The organism is Lysobacter sp. OAE881, from assembly GCF_040546665.1.
Classification (GTDB): domain Bacteria; phylum Pseudomonadota; class Gammaproteobacteria; order Xanthomonadales; family Xanthomonadaceae; genus Lysobacter_J; species Lysobacter_J soli.
Genome location: NZ_JBEPOG010000001.1, coordinates 2352913 through 2369764, shown reverse-complemented (window position 1 = coordinate 2369764; position 16852 = coordinate 2352913). Strand labels below are relative to the sequence as shown.

Genomic DNA, 16852 nt, shown 5'->3' with positions numbered 1-16852 from the left:
AGGAATCCAGGCATGCCTCCGGCCTTCACGACGGCCGTGGCCGTCGCGTCACAGGTGGCATTGGGCCGCGTTGGCGGCCGTGGTTACGGCGTGGCGCGGGCGCCCTGATCGGTGGTGAAGCGGTAGACCATGCGGTTCACGTACTGCTTGCCGGGCACCAGTCGCGCCGAGCCGAACGCCGGCTGGTTCGGTGTGTCCGGGAACAACTGGGGTTCGAGCACGAAGGCATCGCCCTGGCGATACACGCGGCCGCTCTTGCCGACCGTGGTGCCGTCCAGGAAGTTGCCCGAATAGAACTGCAGGCCGGGCTGCGCGGACGTCAGCGTCAGCACGCGGCCGGAACGCGGATCGTGCACGCGCGCGACTTCACGCGGCGCCCTGGCGATGGTGCGGCTCACGACCCAGTTGTGGTCGTAGCCGCGGCCGCGCAGCAGCTGCGCCTCCGAACCGGTGCGCAGGTCGCGGCCGATCGGCTTGGGCTTGCGGAAATCGAAGACGGTGCCGGCGACGGGCGTGATTTCGCCGGTCGGAATCAGCGTTTCGTCGACCGGGGTGTAGGCGTCGGCGGCGATGGTGAGTTCGTGGTCCATCGCCGTGCCCGAACCTTCGCCGGAGAGGTTCCAGTACGCGTGGTTGCTGAGGTTGACGATGGTCGGCGCGTCGGTGGTCGCGCGATATTCGATGGCGAGCTTGCCGTCGCCTTCCAGCGCGTAGCTTGCGGTGACGGTGAGCTTGCCGGGATAACCCTGGTCGCCGTCGGGGCTCACGTAGCGCAGCGTGGCGCGGTCGGGCCTGGCTTCGATGACGTCCCACACCACTTTGTCGAAACCGCGGGTGCCGCCGTGCAGGGTGTTGGGGCCGTCGTTGGTCGGAATGGTGTACGACTTGCCGTCGAGCGTGAACGTGCCCTTCGCGATGCGGTTGGCGAAGCGGCCGACGATCGTGCCGAAGTACTGCGGCTTGGCGAGCGTCGCGTCGAGCGTGGCGTCAGCAAGGACGACGTCGGCGAACTTGCCATCGCGATCTGGCACCTGCAGCGCGTGCAACGCGGCGCCGAGCGTCCACAGCTGCGCCGTCATGCCGCTGGCATCGCGCAGGGTGATCGATTCGACTTTCGTGCCGTCCGGCAACGTGCCGACGACCGCGCGTTCCTGCGCGCCCACAGCACCTGCGGTAGCAAGCGCCAGCGCGCCCAGAACCAACCCCGACATCCCCGTCCCAAGCCCCATCGCTCTTGACCCTCCCAAGGTGCGCCATGACCAGCGTGGGACAGACAAAAACATATAATCAGACAATATGCACGTTGCGGCGCAACACGCTTTGGACAGGCGACGCACAAGGCGAGGTGAAGACATCGGCAAAACCTGCAAAGGGTCCGACCTCGCCAGATGCGAAGCGGGCCACCATGCAATGCGCCGCCGCTCGTCATTCCCGCGAAGGCGGGAATCCATGGACGTTGCATGTTTGCCTGGGCGCGCATCCGCGTCCGAACGCGGCTGCCTGCGGCCACCGCACGCGTGGTGCAGGCATGAAAAGCCGTGGGTTCCCGTCGTCGCGTTATGACGGGCAAATTCAACCGCTCGCGCGAACCCGCGCATCGATCTCCACGAATCCGCGCGCGATCGCGTCAGCCGAGGCCACCGCGTGCGATGCGATGCAGAGTTCCTGCAGCGCCGCCGCATACAGCGCGCACACCGCGGGCGAGCCCACCAGCGGGATGGCAACGTTCTCGCGGCGCGGGAACAGCGCCAATGCATCGGCGATCTCCGACCCGATCAACAACCCGCGCAGGTACGCGCTCGCATCGGACTTGGGCAGCATTCCGCGGATCACCCGCGCACGCGCACCGAAGAGCAGGGCGCCCAGGCCAAGCGTGCGCGACGCGCTCGTGCGAACACCGTCGCGGAACGCGGCACCGTCGTTTCCCGGGCCTTCGACGATGGAGGCGAGCAGCCCCGCCGCGGTCAGGCGGTCGTAGATCTCGCCCGACATCGCCGTCATGAACTCGTGCACGCGACCGTCCACGATGCGCACCCACTTCGTGTGCGTGCCCGGCAGCGCGACCAGCGGCGCAGCGCCGAGACGACCGCTGGCCTGCAGCCCGAGCAGTTCGGTTTCCTCGCCGCGCATGATGTCCGGCGCGCCGTCGCGTTCGCGCACGCACGCCAGGCCGGGGACGATGTGCAGGTCCAGCTCGCCGATGCGCGTGGGCACCAGCCGTTCGCTCAGGCGGTCGAAACCGGCGGGGCAATCGACGTAGCCGGCATCGGTCCAGCCGACGTTCGAACCGATCATGCCGGCGGCGTAGACGCGCGTGGCGTCGGACCAGCGGGCGCGCACGCGTCCGGCGATGTCGACCATGCCGTCGCGCTGCACCGTTGCGACGCCGGCGGCCGCTTCAAGCGTATCGACCACCGCACCATCGGGCGCGATCAGATGCGCGCGGAAGTTCGAGCTGCCCCAGTTGATGCCAACGATGGAGTCGGACGATGGATCGCTCATGTCACGTGACCGGATGCTTGCTGCGTTTGCGGCGTGGATGTGCGGCGATTGGCGCTCGCCTTGTGTATTGTCCGATTATATGTTTACGTCGTCGGCCTCGCGCAATGCCCGTGCACGCGTCGCATCGCGCTTCCGGTTCGGCAAGGAGAAGACCGCATGTCCGTTCGCACGACGCTGCTATCCGCCACGCTGATGCTGTCCCTCGCCGGTCTCGCGAACGCGCGGGAATCGGGCACGTTCCGCAATCCGCTGCTGCCGTCGGGGCCGGATCCGTGGATCGTCCGCGACGGCGACACGTACTACTACATGGCCACGCGCGGCGACCGGCTCGCGATGCGGAAGACGGGCGATCTCACACGACTGGCCGACGCGCCGGAAATCACGGTCTGGACGCCGCCGACGAGCGGCCCGAACGCGCAGTCCATCTGGGCGCCGGAGCTGCACCGCATCGACGGCAAGTGGTACCTGTACTACACCGCCGCGGCGAGCGGCCATGACGACGACGCGCATCGCGGCATCTTCGTGCTGGAGAACGCCGGTGCGGATCCGACGAAGGGCAAGTGGATCGATCGCGGCCAGGTGAAGACCGCACACAACGGCATCGACGGCACGACGTTCGTGCACGCGGGCAAGCGTTATTTCGTGTACTCGCCCTACGTCGGGCCGGACAGCGTGCTGTCGATTTCCGCGATGGAGAATCCCTGGACGCTCGCGGGGAAGGAAACGATCATCGCGCGTCCCGACCAGTCGTGGGAGCGACAGGGCGGCCGGCAGATCCTCGAAGGCCCGGAATATCTCGAAGGGCCCAACGGCGATCTGTTCCTCACGTATTCCGGCAGCGCGTGCTGGTCGGACGACTACGCGATCGGCCTGCTGCATGCGGCGCCGGGCAGCGATCCGCTGGACGCGGCGTCGTGGACCAAGTCGCCGCGCCCGGTGCTGGCGAAGGACGCCGGCCAGGGCGTCTATGCGCCGGGCCACAACGGGTTCTTCGAGGCGGCCGACGGCACGACGTGGATCGTCTACCACGCCAACTCCGGGCCGGACATGAAGTGCACCGCGAAGCGCTCGCCGCGCATGCAGCCGGTGCAGTGGGATGCCGCCGGGCGCCCCGTGTTCGGCCGGCCGGCGGGGGAGAAGACGGAGCTGAGGGCGCCGGCACGTCCGTGAAGGCGGGCGACGGCGGCTCCGCGTTCGGCGCGAAGTCCGCCAGACCTCCGCGTGTTTCGCATACCAGAACACCCGGCCGGTACGCCCGTGGTCAATTTGCCGCACTGCGCCATGCATCCCGGCGGCGCCGTCACTAGAGTGGACGCGCACAGGGGGGAATACATGAGCGGTTTCATCCATCAGGCGGCCACATGCGCCGCCGGCATCGGCTGTGGCCTGAGTGCCGCCACGATCATCACGTTCGCCTTCGGCGCCGTGAGTGGCGGCGAAAGCGCGGCCTTGCTGAAGCGCTGGCTGGGCTGACGCCCGGCGACGCAACGAGGAAGGACGCTCCGCACCGACGCGTGCGGCTTGCCAGGAAGGCCTGATCCCGCGGCTCCACCCGCGGACGCTGCCCTGCGCGTGCCGCGCGGCCGTCACCGCCATCGCAACGCCGCCCGGGGCTTCGATGTACGCTCCGCAGCGTGGTGGGCCTGTCCCGCCAATGCCATCGCACTACGACGCGTTGCGACCCATATGGGTACGCACGCGCACGACATCACGTTCGATCCCCGCCACGCGTTCCGGCACGCCGCATCACGGGAGATGGTCATGTGGGAGTTGATGAGAGCGGTGGGCACCGGCTTGGCGATGCTGCTGCCGCTCACCAATCCGGTATCGACGGTCGCGGTGATGCTCGGCCTGTCGCGCGGCATGTCCGACCAGCAGCGCAAGCGCCAGGCGCTGCTGTGCTCGTGCTACGTCTTCGCGATCATGACCATCGCGTTCTACGCGGGGCAGGCGGTGATGGGGGTGTTCGGCATCACCATCTCGGGCCTGCGCATCGCCGGCGGCCTGATCGTCGGCTTCATCGGCTTCCGCATGCTGTTCCCCGACGAGCGCGACGCGCCCGAAGTCGAGCACCGCAGCGAAGAGCTGCAACTGCGCCAGAAGCAGGACATCGCCTTCATTCCACTGGCGATGCCGACGACGGCCGGGCCCGGCACCATCGCGCTGCTCATCGGCACTGCCGCGACGATGGCCGATGAGCGCCCGTTCTCGCCGTGGGTGATGCAGGTGGCGCCGGTGGTGGTGTTCGTGCTGGTCAGCGTGATCCTGCTGCTGTGCCTGCGCAGCGCGAGCGCGATCATCCGCCTGCTCGGCCAGAGCGGCGTCGATGCGCTGTCGCGGTTGATGGGCTTCCTGCTGGCGTGCATGGGCGTGCAGTTCGTGATCAACGGCGTGCTGGACATCATCCAGGACTACCCGTTCGTGAACTGAAGGCTGCGGAGTACGGCTGATCGACCATCGCTTCAGGTGGCCGACAGCCAGACGGCGCCGCGTTCACGCCACACCGAAAAGCGGGCAAGCAGCATGCAGGCGTATCCGTTGCCTCGGGCGTTCGATGAAACCGATCCTGCATGCCGCACTGCTGCTCGCACTGTCCACTCCGATTTCCGCCTTCGCGCAGGACGCGACGGCGCCCAACGCCTTGCCGCTGAACCGCGCGAACGAAGCCGAATTCACCGGTGACCTGAAAGGTGACGCCAACGCCGCGGCGCGACTGCGCGCGCAGGTGCTGCTCGATCGCGCGTACTTCGGCACGGGCGAGATCGGCGCACGCTGGGGCAGCAACACCGAGCGTGCGATCGCCGCGTTCCAGCGCAGCCGCAACCTCGAAGCGACCGGCGCGATGGACGAAGCGACCTGGCGCGCGCTCCGTGCCGATGCATCGCCTGCGCTGGTCGAATATCGCCTGACCGCGGAGGACGTCGCGGGTCCGTACGCCACGATCCCCGACGACATGATGGCGAAGGCGGCGTTGCCGCAGCTGGGATTCACGTCCGTCGCCGAAAGCCTGGGCGAACGTTTCCACGCGAGTCCCGCGCTGCTGGCCGCGCTCAACCCCGGCGCGGACCTCACGCGCGAAGGCACGACGCTGTGGGTGCCGAACGTGCAGTCCGCTGCGCCGGCGAAGGCAGCGTCGGTGGTGGTCGACAAGTCCGATGCCTCGGTGATGCTGCGCGACGACCAGCAGCGCGTATACGCCCGGTTCCCTGCGTCGACCGGCAGCGAGCACGATCCGTTGCCGATCGGTCGCTGGACGATCAAGGGCGTCGCGCGCGATCCGCATTTCCAGTACAACCCGAAGCTGTTCTGGGACGCCGGTCCCGGCCATGCGAAGGCGAAGATCGCGCCCGGTCCGAACAATCCGGTCGGCGTGGTGTGGGTCGACCTGAGCAAGGACCATTACGGCATCCACGGCACGCCGGAGCCGGGGAAGATCGGCAAGACCGAGTCGCACGGCTGCATCCGGCTGACGAACTGGGATGCGACCGCCGTGGCCGCGGCCGTCGGCCCGGGCACGCCGGCGCTGCTTCAGGAATGAATGCACCAGCGCCACGGAGGCGGGCATGAGCAAGGCGGCGCTGCTGTTCCTCGCGATCGTGCTGGTGGGCGCGAACGTGGCGATCTATCACTTCGGGAGGGAGCACGGCGCGGCATCGCCTGTGGTGGTCGCGCAGAGTCCATCCGCAGTCGTCGCCACAAACGCCGCGTCGCCAGCGCCCGCGCCGGTGCAGCAGCCCGCGGCCTCTGCGCCCATCGCGCCGGCGACGACTGACACGCGCGCAACGTCGCCGGGCGCGACGGCGCCCTTCGCAGCAGGCGAGGGCGCGCTGACGATCCCCGTGCAGGGCGTGACCTCGGCGCAATTGCGCGACACCTTCAGCGAAGCGCGTTCGGAAGGACGCGTGCACGAAGCGCTGGACATCATGGCGCCGCGCGGCACGCCGGTGCTCGCGGTCGCAGACGGCAAGGTCGAGAAGCTGTTCACCAGCGTTCCTGGCGGGCTCACCATCTATCAATTCGAACCGAGCGGCCGCTACGCGTACTACTACGCGCATCTGGATCGTTACGCGGACGGACTGCAGGAAAAGCAGGCGATCCGCCGCGGCGAGGTGATTGGCTACGTCGGCAGCACGGGCAATGCCGATCCGTCCGCGCCGCACCTGCATTTCGCGATCTTCGAGCTCGGGCCCGAGCGGCAGTGGTGGAAGGGAACGGCGATCAATCCGTATCCGGTCTTTACACGTCCGCAGTAGGCCTCAACGTTGTTATGGGTAGCAAAGATGCGGAACCGTATCCGCCGTCCTTCTCGAAGGCGCGCGGACGCGAGGTATCGATTCCATCCTCGTGAGCGATTCCGGCAGCGACGACGCACCTTGCAGCACGAGTTCCTTGAACTGCGCCCAGTCGAACGCGGTGCCGGGATCGCTGCGACGCGCGGGATCGAGCACCGCATGCGAGACGACGTGCTTGAGGTTGGGATACTTCGCCCAGCAGTAGCGGACGATCTGCGCGGTGGCTTCGAGCTGCCACTCGGAGAAGGGATCCTGCACCTGCGTGTTCACCACTTCGATGCCGAGCGACCAGTGGTTCACGCGCTTGGCGCCGCCGTTCACGGACGGATGGCTGCACGTGTTGCGCACGTGCCAGGCCGCGCGCGCCTCGGGAATGCACGCCCACACGAACTCGCCGTGCGCGTCTTCGTTCTCGTCCGGCACCAGCCAGTGGAACGACGCCGTGCCCGCGCGGATCACCGATGCGGCGCCGTCGGAACTGGCGCCGGCCGTCGCGTGGATCACCACGGCGCGGATGCCGAAGATGGGATCGACCGTCCGGCGTGCAGACGCCGATTCCCAGAAGGCCCGGATCCCCGGATACCAGAACTCCGCCAGTTCGACATCGTCGGGCCGCCCGGCGACGGGTAGGTTGAACTTGTACTGGGAGGGACTGGGCATGACGCTTCCTCCTTGAATGCGCGTTCGCACGCGCTCACGAAAACCAACGAGGCCGATCGCACGCGGCGGCCAGCGCCGTACCGACCAGCGGTTGGCCGACGCATCGCGATCCGCGCGTTGGCCGTAATGGGTGCGCACGCGCGCATGAACCCAGGGAAGGCCGCCTCGTGGCGAACATCGCGATATTCCTGGACGGAACCTGGAACGACCCGAAGGATCGGACCAGCGTTTTCGAACTGAAGGAATGCCTGGACGTCGCCTCGAACGTCCCGGATCGCCAGCAGTGCTACTACTCCGCCGGCGTCGGCGTGAAGCGCTTCGAGAAGTTCCGCGGCGGCGCCTTCGGCATGGGATTGTCGGAGAACGTACTGCAGGCGTATCGCTGGCTCGTGAAGACCTATCGCGATGGCGACCGCATCTTCCTGTTCGGCTTCAGCCGCGGCGCCTACACCGCGCGCAGCCTGGCGGGGCTGATCGCGCGATGCGGGCTGCTGCACGCGCAATACGGGGATCGCGCCGATGCGATCTACGAGCGCTACCGGCTGGACAAGAAGGCCGAGCGCATCGATGAACTGGAGTACATCCGCCGCCACGACAAGCGGCCGCTGACCGCCGACGAGGACCGCCTGCTGCGCGAAAGTCGCCGTGTCGAAATCGAGATGATCGGCGTATGGGACACGGTCGGATCGCTCGGCATTCCGTGGAGCGCGGCGCCGATCTTCGGGCCGAAGGACTACTACTTCCTCAACACGCGCCCGAGCGTGCTGTATCGCCACTGCTTCCATGCGTTGGCCATCGACGAGCATCGCGGCCCCTACCAGCCGACGTTGTGGACGCGCTTCGTGCCCGCCGGCGAGCGTGCGGATGCGAAGCCCGCCCTGCCGCTCGATCGCTTCGAGCAGCGCTGGTTCATCGGCGCGCATTCGAACATCGGTGGCGGTTACGGCGGCCAGGATGCGCTGCGCAATCCGCCGCTGATCTGGATGCAGGAGAAGGCGCAGGCGTTGGGCCTGCGGTTCACGCGCACGTTCGAGCCAAGCGGCAACGAAGCCACCACGCAGCCGGCGAAGTCGTACGAACAGTTCATGCACGGCCTGTATCGCGTGGCGACGCTCGGCCGTCGCACGTGGCGGACGATCGGCGGCGACGCGACGCCCGTGAAAGGCGGCGTGTCGATCCCGATCAACGAGACGATCGACGGCTCGGTCTTCGACTGGTGCCGCGCGAACCACCAGGTGCCGAAGAACCTGGCCGACTGGGCGCAACGGAAGTCGCGGAACGCCGGGACGCTCGCCGGACTCCAGAACGCCTGACAGGAGGAATGCCCGCATGGCGACCGAACGCATCGAGAAGGCCGCGCTACGTCGATTGAACCAGCCCGACACCGTCGCGCAGGTCACCAACTCGATCAACGCAGTGCGCAACGGCGTTCCGCTGGCGGCCGAATGGGACCAGCAGCGGCTGGAAGATCGCCTGGCCGCGAAAGCGCAGTTGACGAAGACGGAATCGCGCACGATCGCGCGCACCGTGGCGCGTGGACGCGAGGCCATCGGGCGCACGACCGCGCGCGCGAGGGGCGCACGGGAGGCGATGGCGCCCGTCGCGTTACCGCGTCCGGCCGAAGTGCCCGAGAAGATCTGGGGCAGCACGTTCGACTTCATCCAGGTGGGTTTCCTCGACCTCGGCGTGCTCACCGCGCGTGCGGTGGCGCGCGTGGCGTACCTGGACGGCCGCCCGCAGGGGTCGGGTTTCATGGTGTCCAACCGGTTGTTCCTGACCAACAACCACGTCATTCCCACGCCCGAGTCGGCGGACGCGCTGTGCATCGAGTTCGACTACCAGACCGATGCGCGCGGCAACCGCATGCCGGTGAGCCGCTTCCAGCTGGATCCCAACGCGTTCTTCCTCACCGACGAGCGCGACGACCTGGACTACACGCTGATCGCCGTCGGCGAGCGACTGGAAGGCGCGTTCACGCTGGAGGCGTTCGGCTACTGCGCGTTGTCGTCCTCGCGCGACAAGCACGCGCTGGGCGAATTCGTGAACATCGTGCAGCACCCCGACGGTCGCCTGAAGGAGCTGGTGCTGCGCGAGAACCGGCTGGTGGCGCGCGAGTCGCACGTGCTGCATTACATCGCCGATACCGAACCCGGTTCGTCCGGCTCGCCGGTGTTCAACGACCAGTGGCAGGTGGTCGCGCTGCATCACTGGGGCGGTCCGTGGCGGCAGACGGTGGGTGCCGACGGCCAGCCGCTGCAGACCGACGTCAACGAAGGCATCCGCATTAGCGTGATCCTCGAAGACCTGCGGCAGAAGGGTGCGGCGCTGCCGCACATCGAACGCGACCTGCTGGAGAACGCGCTTTCGCTGGCCGAGATCAAGCCGGTTCCGGCGCCGGTCGCGAGCGCGCCGGCGGCATCGGAAACGGATCATCGCGAGCCGCAGATAGACGCCGACGGGCGCGCGACGTGGCGCATCCCGCTGGAGCTGTCGGTGCAGTTGCCGAACATGGCGCGCGCGTCGACGCCACCTCCGCCGCCGCCGAAGCCGGAGCTTCCTCCGGCACTCGGCCCGGAAGCGTCGGGGCGTCCGGACGAGGATTACGGCCATCGTTCCGGCTACAAGCCAAAGTTCATCCGCGGCCACGAAATTCCGCTGCCGGCGCTGTCGGATGCGATGCGCGCCATCGCGGCGCCGAACCTGCAGGCCGAGGCCGGCGACGACGATTTCGAGCTGCGCTACCACCATTTCAGCGTCGTCATGAACGGCCAACGGCGGCTGGCGTTCTACACACCGCGTGCAACATCGACGGACGCAACGCGAAGAAGATCAACCGCAAGACCGGCGACATCCGGCCGATGACGCCGGCCGATGTCGGCAACGAATCGATGGAAGGCGCGGAAGGTTCGGAGACCTGGTACAAGGACGCGCGCATCGCGCTCGACCAGCAGACCAACCAGGCGCTGTACGACGCGCAGCAGGTGGCGGGGTTCGGCACGCGCGACGCGGGGCGCCTTGGACGCATCCTGCAGCGCGGGCATCTGGTGCGACGCATGGATCCGTCGTGGGGAGACGACGCGCTCGCGCTGAAGGCCGACGCCGACACGTTCCACTTCACCAACTGCGTGCCGCAACTGGGCTTCTTCAACCAGGGCAACGCGAAGGAGCTGGACCTGCCGAACTCGGGCAACGGTCGCTTGTGGCGCGCGCTCGAGGACCACGTGCTCGGCAACGCCGTCGCCGAAGACCAGCGCGTGAACTGCTTCACCGGTCCGGTGCTGGACGAGGACGACCCCGATTACCGCACGGTGCAGGTGCCGATGCGGTTCTGGAAGGTCGTGGTGTGGGCGGAGAAGGGCGCGTTGCGTTCGCTGGCGATGCTGGCCGACCAGACGCCCGTGCTGGACGCGATACATGCGTTGCCCGAAGGCGCGACGGACCGCGAAGCCATGGATGAGCTGGATGCCGTGCAGGATTTCCTGAGCACGGTGGAAGAGATCGAAGCCCTCACGGGCCTGGACTTCGGCCAGGACGTGCGCGATGCGGACATCCGGGCCGGCTCACGCGACGAGAAGGTCGCCTCGCGCATCGACATTCCGTTGAATCCGGCGGCGGCGCGGAAGCTGGCGGCGACGGCGAGGAGCCCCTCGAAGAAGGGCGCAAGGAAAGCGGCGAAGAAGTCGTCCCGTAAAACCGCAGCCACGGCGGTGAAAACGACGGCATCCAGGGCGTCGCGCCCCGCGAAGAAGACGCCGGCCAAGCGCACCGCGGCGAAAGCCGCGCGGACGAGGACGCCGATAGCGAAGACGTCCCGCAAGCGCACGCGGCGCTAGCGCCTCGCCGCGTGGCGCGGGGCTGGCCGCGCTACAGCTGCCTTCACGGCTCCGTCCACGCGACGGCGTCTGTAACGCCGCGATGCGGCTCCTGCGCCCGCGGGCGCTACCACCCGCCGATCCGCCGAAGGAACCCGTCCTCGCTTGCGAACGCCGGGGGCGGCACAGGCGTGATCCTGGGGTCCAGCACCTCCAGCAGGTGCGTCCGCACTTCGCCCAGGACACCGAAACTGCGCTGCCGGTTGGCGAGCCGCGACGCGCTGGTGACGCGCAGGTCCTTGCGCGCGGCCAACGCGCCGGAAGACCGCACCTTGTCGGTGATCTCGTTCTTCCGCCGCTCGACCTTCCGGCTGTAGGCGTCTTCGACGGGGATCAGTTCCCGCTCCAGCTCGGCCGCGTATTTCCGGCGGACGGCCATGTTCGTCATGCGCGGCGCGAACCGGGTCCAGAGCGTGTGTGCCTTGTCGTTCCAGAAGGGGATGGCCTCCGCGTTGAACCATGCGATTTCCAGGTCCGTCAGCGCCTTGTAGTTGTAGACGTCGTACTGGTAGACGGGCGTGCCCGGCTTGTCGACATCGGCGGAAAAGACACGCACGCCGCGCGGCCCCATTGCCTGTGCGTATGCGGCGTCGATTTCCGCCATCTTCGGCGGATCGGATGTCTTGATCCCCATCGGCACCAGCGGCAGGTCGACACCGCGCGCATACCACTGCACCGCGTAGTCTTCGATGAACTTGCTGCGCCTTCCTGCTTCGGTGCCGGGGTCTGGCGTCGGGTCGTCTTCCCTGCTTTCCTCCCAGTCCTTGCGCCAGTCGGTTTCCTGTTCGCGCGAGAGCCACTGGACCTGGTCGTTCTGGATCACGACGAACGGGAACTCGTCGAACTCGATGGCCAGTCCCACGTGGATGGGCAGGAACAGGAAGGACGCGCGCGGGCCGGCCTGCGATTTGCGCGCGATGTACATGCCGAACCTGAGCAGGATGTAGGCACCCTTGGCGGCATAGACGCCGCAGTCCCACAGCGTCGCGCCGTGCAGCGTCCGTGGAAATGCGCGCCCGAGGTACCCGGGCGACTCGGCCAGGTTCTGCTGGCTGTGGATCGCCAGCGTGTGGTGGTGCAGGCGAAAGATCTCGATGCACTCCGCCCACGCATCCAGACGCGGCGCCTTCGCCTTCGGGTGCGCCGCGACATGCGCATCGAAGTACGTGCACAGGAAGTCGGCAAGCCCGTCCTCGGTACGCACGTCGAACGAGCGGGCCGTCTTCGCCACCCGGTCCACGAGCGCGCGACGCCTGGCGAACGCCGCCTTCCGCGCGGCCACGGCGTCCTTGTCGGCGCGCGTCGCCGGCGGCGGGGCATTCGCATCCTCGAAGTACTCGCCGAACATCTCGAGGTAGTGGCGCAGTTGCACCGTACGGAACTGGACCAGCTCGAAGAGGTTGGCCCTGGTCGGCTCGGGAAGCGCCTTCACGCTGCGGTCGAAGTCGTTGAACTCGAACGTGCGGGCCGAATGGGGGACGAATGCGTCGAAGTAGAAATGCCTGCCTCGGACATCACGGTTCACGGTCACCGGCACCGCCACAAGGCCCGGGTTGGCCGTCTTGTCCGGCTTGCGGTCTTCATCGATCCAGCCGCCCGAGAACGCCTTGCGCGTCAGCGAGCTCCACCACGCGTGCAGTTGCAGCAACGCCGAACCGCGGTCCTTCCCACGCCTTGCCATGAGATCGAGCGAGCGGGCGAGGGCGATCTCGAACAGCGCCATCAGTCGCATCGCAAGCTGGACCAGCATCCTGCGGATCGACTCCCACTGCGTAGGTATGGGCGTGGGCGTACGGGTCTTCTGCGTCCGCAGGTGGATGTTGATGATGGTGACGAAGTCGTTGGCCAGATCCTGGAAGCCCTGCTGCAGCTCGCCTTCCCTGAGCGCCCTGGTCACGTCGGGAACCGGCACGAGCGCGATCACGCGATCCCACCAGCCGGCGCGCTGGATGTCCTGGTTCGCCGCGTAGCCCGACACGATCCACTCCAGCAGGATCAGGAACTCCACGTCACGCGCCAGGTGCATGAGGCGCAACAACGCCTGCGCGTACACGGCCTCCTCGATCTGCGCGACATAGTGGTTGTTCGGCCGCACGTCGCGCAGTTTCTGCGCCGTGACCATGACCTTCGCGCCACTTCCGGCATCGATCGCTTCCATGAATTCCAGCACGCGCTGGATGTCCCCGGCGTTGCCGGCTTCGTCGGCGAGGTCCACCACCTGCTGGTAGAACAGCGGCCCGGCCATGGACGCGCCCCGGCGTACGTCAACCCGGAAGCCAGGTGCCGTCGGCCTGCTTGGTCCAGGTCGGCAGCTTGTCGTCCGGTCGCAGCTTCACCAGCGAGGTCGGCACGCGTACCTCCCAGGGATCTCCCACCGGCACCTCGTCGCCGGGGCGGCCAAGCTTCTCGGCGATTTCGGTCGCGATGGGCAGGTAGAGATCGTCCGAAATCGCCGGCAGCGCGCCACCGCCCCACAGGTCGCCGGTCTTGCGGAAATGGTCGAGCGCCTCGGCGAATCCCGGACGCACTGGAATCTGCACGCGCAGGTAGCCGGCCTTGAGGAAGGCCTGGAAGTCGGCGTCGTCGTCTTCGATGGCGATGCGGTCCAGCCACGTCGACTTGCGTGCCCAGAAATAGCCGTAGGGCACCCACGACAGGTTCTCCCACTCGAACGCCTGCTCGAAGAAGCGGGCGTAGGCGCCTTCGGTGCGCGCTTCGGCGAAATCCAGCGTCGGCAGCGCCTGCGCATCCGAGCCGATCGCGCCGAACAGGTCGAAGTGCTGTTCGGTGAGGATCGAAATGCACGCACGCTTGACCTCGTCGATCATCAGCGCGTGGTTGCGCGCGCCGGGGCCGCTGACGATCTCGGCAGGCGCCTGCGCTTCCAGTTCGGCGAGCCTGGCTTCGTACTCGGACAGGCGCGCGGTGTAGGCGTTGTAGAGCTTGGCGTGCGTGTCGGCGCGCCACAAATCGACGGCCCGCTCGGTGGACTCGCAGATCACCTCCACCGCGACGGCAATGTCGCCCACCTTGTCGGTCACCAGCGCGAAGGGAACGGCGGCGGTTTCCTCGTCGAGTGCCGTGGGCCACACCCATGCGCCGCCGGCGAATCGGTGCGAGCGCTGGCCGATGACGACATCGACGCACCAGTCGTCCCACACCGCCGACACCTGGCCGACCGTCGCCCGGACGGCGCGGTAGCCGTCGGGGATCTTGATGCGCGTGGAGTTGGTGAACTCCTGGTCTTCGTCCTCGCCGCCGGTATTGAAGTCGTAGGACTCCATCACGTACGGCTCCGGTGGCGGCTTGACGTCGGTCGCGCCGTACAGCGCGATCCACGTCTGGTAGTTGGCTTCGTTGAGGTCGGCCGGCCGCAGGTTGAAGTCGGCCGGCTTGTCCAGTTCGACCGCCGCGGTGCGACGGCGCCGAAACGACTCGAGCAGCAATGCCGCCGGCTCGGGCACCATGATGTCGTAGACGGTGCGTGGCCCGTAATTGAACACCTGCGCCTCGTAGACCTTCGTCACCCACTGGTAGATGCCGGACACGTGTGCGGCCGCACCGACGCTGTTGTCGAAGCTGTGCAGGTTGGACTCCTCGACCTGGCGGTTGACGCGCAGTGTTTCGCGGCGCAGCACGCGCTCGGTGACCTTCTCCGACGCCTTCTGGGTCACCTCACGCGCGACCTCGCTGGCGGCGCGTTCGGACTCCTGCGAGCGGCGATTCCACGACGCTTCGCCCGTGGCCTGGAATTCCACCGACGGGCCGTACTTGCCCTTCACCGACAGCGAGCCCTTCACCGCGGTTTCTTCCTGCAGCGCGATTTCCGATTCGCGACGGATCTCGAACCGGTCGGTGGTCTGCAGCTCGGTAAGCGTTTCGACGGTGCGCTCGGCTTCGGTGAACGTGATCGTCTCCGTTTCCAGCCGCGTGCGATGGACGCGCTCGCTCTTCTCGCCCTTGAGCACGTTCGCGATGTGCGAAACCTCCGCCGACTCGTAGCCCTTGAGCTGCTGGCGCACCAGCAGCAGGTCCATGATCCCGGACGGTTTGATGTCGGCGTGCGTCGCCGGCACGCTGGCCGGCACGTTGCCCGCTCCGCCGAACAGATCCAGCAGGGCACCTGGCGCCAGGCAGTACATGGCCGTGTCCGGCGTCGAGGTCACCGCGATCGACGTGCTGCCGACGCGCCGGAAGGTCTTCTGCGCAACCGGACGCATCAACGCCTGCGCGGCCTCATGCGCGAGGCGCTGCTCCTGCGACAGGCGGTCGAGGGTGCGGGCAAGGGGATCGGCCGGCTTCATGCCGAATTCCGCGAGCACTTTCCGCGTGGGTTCGCTCAGATTCTGCTGCGTCGCTTCGTTGAGCCTCAGGCCGAGGAGCCCGGGCATGACCGGCTGGAATTCGGGACGACCCGTCAGCGCGATGCGCGCGCCCCGGCCGACGCCGACACCGGGCTTGTCCCAGAGCAACGCTTCGGATTTGAGGAACGGCGCCGCCGCGGTCGTCGAAACCAGCAGCGACAGACCCGATGGGGGCGTTTCGCGCGCCGCCGGTGCCGCGCCGGTGACGGCCGCACCCGATGCGAATACGGTCGATTTCAGCGCGACGTTGCGGATTTCGAATTCGTGCTGGAACAACTGCGTCGGACGGAATTTCTCCGGCGGGAGACGGCCCGGCATCTCGCGTTGCGGCACGGTCGCGTATCCATCCGGGCGCACCTGACGCAGTTCGGCGATCGCGGCCGTCAAGCGCTCGTGGCGCGCGGCGAGGTCCTTCAGGCGATCTCCAGCGCCGGGCGCGGGCGGAGGCGTCTGCGGTGGTCCTCGCGACGGCGGCACGGCGTCGGGCAGCCGGAGCCCGCGCCTGAGTGCCGCGCGCAGCGCGCTGGCGTCCGACGGAAACGTGTCGTCCGCGACGAACCGCTCGATCAGCGCGTGCGCGCGCAGGGCCGCGACGAGCTTGAGGATCGGCCGCGCATGGTCGGCCGGCGAAAGCTTGATGGCGACGATGCTGTCCTTCAGGCTGGAAATCGCGGCCTCCACGTCTGCGGTGGCCAGCCAAGCGTCCGGCGACTGGCCCAGCGCGGCTTCCAGTGCATTGGCCACCTTCGTGCGCGTGGTGCTTCCCGAAGCAAGCAGCCGCTCGATCGCCGCATCGACCGCGAGCAGTGGCGCCAGCGTCGGCGATTCCGATGGATCGCGGTACGCGTTTGACGCGATGAACGCGTGCGCGAGATCGTGCAGGGCCTTGCGGCGCGCATCCCCGGCTGGAATCGCCGCGGCATCCGTCTGGAATCGTGAACGGGTCGCAAGGTCGATCGGCGCGACGTCGTCGGTCGTCGGCGCGGCATCGCGCACGAGGTTGAACCGGAACAGCACTTCCATGGCGGCATCCTGGGGGCGGGATGTACGCGACGCCACGCATCCCGCGGCATCACCCCAGTGAATAACGCCGTGGATGTGGAGCGTCGGCCATGGTCGCGCCGCTCGCGACCGCTGGTCGCGAGTCGGCGCTACGGTGCGT

General features: G+C 67.8%; 13 protein-coding genes. 8 read left to right on the top strand and 5 right to left on the bottom strand.

Annotated elements, in window-relative coordinates; translation table 11 throughout:
• Positions 1–83 precede the first annotated feature (83 nt).
• Both ABIE51_RS10905 and ABIE51_RS10900 read right to left on the bottom strand, forming a co-directional pair.
• The gene (locus ABIE51_RS10905) at positions 84–1211 is read right to left on the bottom strand and encodes an aldose epimerase family protein (protein WP_192630749.1); all 1128 of its coding nucleotides are present in this window, start codon (positions 1209–1211) and stop codon (positions 84–86) included.
• Positions 1212–1572: 361 nt separating this feature from the next.
• Entirely contained in the window at positions 1573–2502 is a 930-nt protein-coding gene (locus ABIE51_RS10900; RefSeq protein WP_192630748.1) for a 2-dehydro-3-deoxygalactonokinase, read from the bottom strand.
• A 156-nt stretch (positions 2503–2658) separates the two neighbouring features.
• Between ABIE51_RS10900 and ABIE51_RS10895 the strand changes: the two genes are divergently transcribed.
• From ABIE51_RS10895 to ABIE51_RS10875, 5 genes are all read left to right on the top strand, one after another.
• The gene (locus ABIE51_RS10895) at positions 2659–3672 is read left to right on the top strand and encodes a glycoside hydrolase family 43 protein (protein ID WP_192630747.1); all 1014 of its coding nucleotides are present in this window, start codon (positions 2659–2661) and stop codon (positions 3670–3672) included.
• A gap of 162 nt (positions 3673–3834) precedes the next feature.
• On the top strand, positions 3835–3975 hold the full coding sequence (locus ABIE51_RS10890; protein ID WP_181902774.1) for a hypothetical protein: 141 nt from the start codon (positions 3835–3837) through the stop codon (positions 3973–3975).
• Between the two features lie 288 nt (positions 3976–4263).
• Positions 4264–4932 (top strand): MarC family NAAT transporter, encoded by a 669-nt coding sequence (locus tag ABIE51_RS10885; RefSeq protein WP_115842354.1) that lies wholly within the window; start codon positions 4264–4266, stop codon positions 4930–4932.
• A 124-nt stretch (positions 4933–5056) separates the two neighbouring features.
• The gene (locus ABIE51_RS10880; RefSeq protein WP_192630746.1) at positions 5057–6040 is read left to right on the top strand and encodes a L,D-transpeptidase family protein; all 984 of its coding nucleotides are present in this window, start codon (positions 5057–5059) and stop codon (positions 6038–6040) included.
• A gap of 25 nt (positions 6041–6065) precedes the next feature.
• Positions 6066–6755 carry a M23 family metallopeptidase gene (locus tag ABIE51_RS10875; protein ID WP_192630745.1) on the top strand — a complete coding sequence of 230 codons (690 nt, stop codon included), beginning with the start codon at positions 6066–6068 and terminating at the stop codon, positions 6753–6755.
• Between the two features lie 12 nt (positions 6756–6767).
• Here the strand turns inward: ABIE51_RS10875 and ABIE51_RS10870 are convergent, their stop codons facing one another.
• Entirely contained in the window at positions 6768–7454 is a 687-nt protein-coding gene (locus ABIE51_RS10870; RefSeq protein ID WP_192630744.1) for an N-acetylmuramoyl-L-alanine amidase, read from the bottom strand.
• 167 nt (positions 7455–7621) lie between these two features.
• Between ABIE51_RS10870 and ABIE51_RS10865 the strand changes: the two genes are divergently transcribed.
• Genes ABIE51_RS10865 through ABIE51_RS10855 form a run of 3 tightly spaced genes read left to right on the top strand, consistent with a single transcriptional unit; the run spans position 7622 to position 11287 of the window.
• Positions 7622–8767: a T6SS phospholipase effector Tle1-like catalytic domain-containing protein gene (locus ABIE51_RS10865; protein ID WP_192630743.1), complete on the top strand. Its 1146-nt coding sequence runs from the start codon at positions 7622–7624 to the stop codon at positions 8765–8767.
• Between the two features lie 16 nt (positions 8768–8783).
• Positions 8784–10316, top strand: coding sequence for a trypsin-like serine peptidase (locus ABIE51_RS10860; RefSeq protein ID WP_354504055.1), 1533 nt, complete (start codon positions 8784–8786; stop codon positions 10314–10316).
• Entirely contained in the window at positions 10313–11287 is a 975-nt protein-coding gene (locus ABIE51_RS10855; protein WP_354504053.1) for a DNA/RNA non-specific endonuclease, read from the top strand. Before ABIE51_RS10860 ends, ABIE51_RS10855 begins: the two co-directional genes overlap by 4 nt.
• Before the next feature lie 106 nt (positions 11288–11393).
• On the opposite strand, the gene ABIE51_RS10850 is transcribed toward ABIE51_RS10855, so the two are convergent.
• Positions 11394–13571 (bottom strand): hypothetical protein, encoded by a 2178-nt coding sequence (locus ABIE51_RS10850; protein WP_192630741.1) that lies wholly within the window; start codon positions 13569–13571, stop codon positions 11394–11396.
• Positions 13572–13590: 19 nt separating this feature from the next.
• A complete protein-coding gene (locus ABIE51_RS10845; protein WP_192630740.1) occupies positions 13591–16713 on the bottom strand; it encodes a hypothetical protein in 3123 nt (1040 codons plus the stop codon).
• Between the last annotated feature and the right edge of the window lie 139 nt (positions 16714–16852).

What these genes read in the sequence shown, in the direction of transcription:
- ABIE51_RS10905 (WP_192630749.1), bottom strand. Translation starts at nt 1,211, where the DNA reads ATGTCGGGGTTGGTTCTGGGCGCGCTGGCGCTTGCTACCGCAGGTGCT.
- ABIE51_RS10900 (WP_192630748.1), bottom strand. Translation starts at nt 2,502, where the DNA reads ATGAGCGATCCATCGTCCGACTCCATCGTTGGCATCAACTGGGGCAGC.
- ABIE51_RS10895 (WP_192630747.1), top strand. Translation starts at nt 2,659, where the DNA reads ATGTCCGTTCGCACGACGCTGCTATCCGCCACGCTGATGCTGTCCCTC.
- ABIE51_RS10890 (WP_181902774.1), top strand. Translation starts at nt 3,835, where the DNA reads ATGAGCGGTTTCATCCATCAGGCGGCCACATGCGCCGCCGGCATCGGC.
- ABIE51_RS10885 (WP_115842354.1), top strand. Translation starts at nt 4,264, where the DNA reads ATGTGGGAGTTGATGAGAGCGGTGGGCACCGGCTTGGCGATGCTGCTG.
- ABIE51_RS10880 (WP_192630746.1), top strand. Translation starts at nt 5,057, where the DNA reads ATGAAACCGATCCTGCATGCCGCACTGCTGCTCGCACTGTCCACTCCG.
- ABIE51_RS10875 (WP_192630745.1), top strand. Translation starts at nt 6,066, where the DNA reads ATGAGCAAGGCGGCGCTGCTGTTCCTCGCGATCGTGCTGGTGGGCGCG.
- ABIE51_RS10870 (WP_192630744.1), bottom strand. Translation starts at nt 7,454, where the DNA reads ATGCCCAGTCCCTCCCAGTACAAGTTCAACCTACCCGTCGCCGGGCGG.
- ABIE51_RS10860 (WP_354504055.1), top strand. Translation starts at nt 8,784, where the DNA reads ATGGCGACCGAACGCATCGAGAAGGCCGCGCTACGTCGATTGAACCAG.
- ABIE51_RS10855 (WP_354504053.1), top strand. Translation starts at nt 10,313, where the DNA reads ATGACGCCGGCCGATGTCGGCAACGAATCGATGGAAGGCGCGGAAGGT.
- ABIE51_RS10850 (WP_192630741.1), bottom strand. Translation starts at nt 13,571, where the DNA reads ATGGCCGGGCCGCTGTTCTACCAGCAGGTGGTGGACCTCGCCGACGAA.
- ABIE51_RS10845 (WP_192630740.1), bottom strand. Translation starts at nt 16,713, where the DNA reads ATGGAAGTGCTGTTCCGGTTCAACCTCGTGCGCGATGCCGCGCCGACG.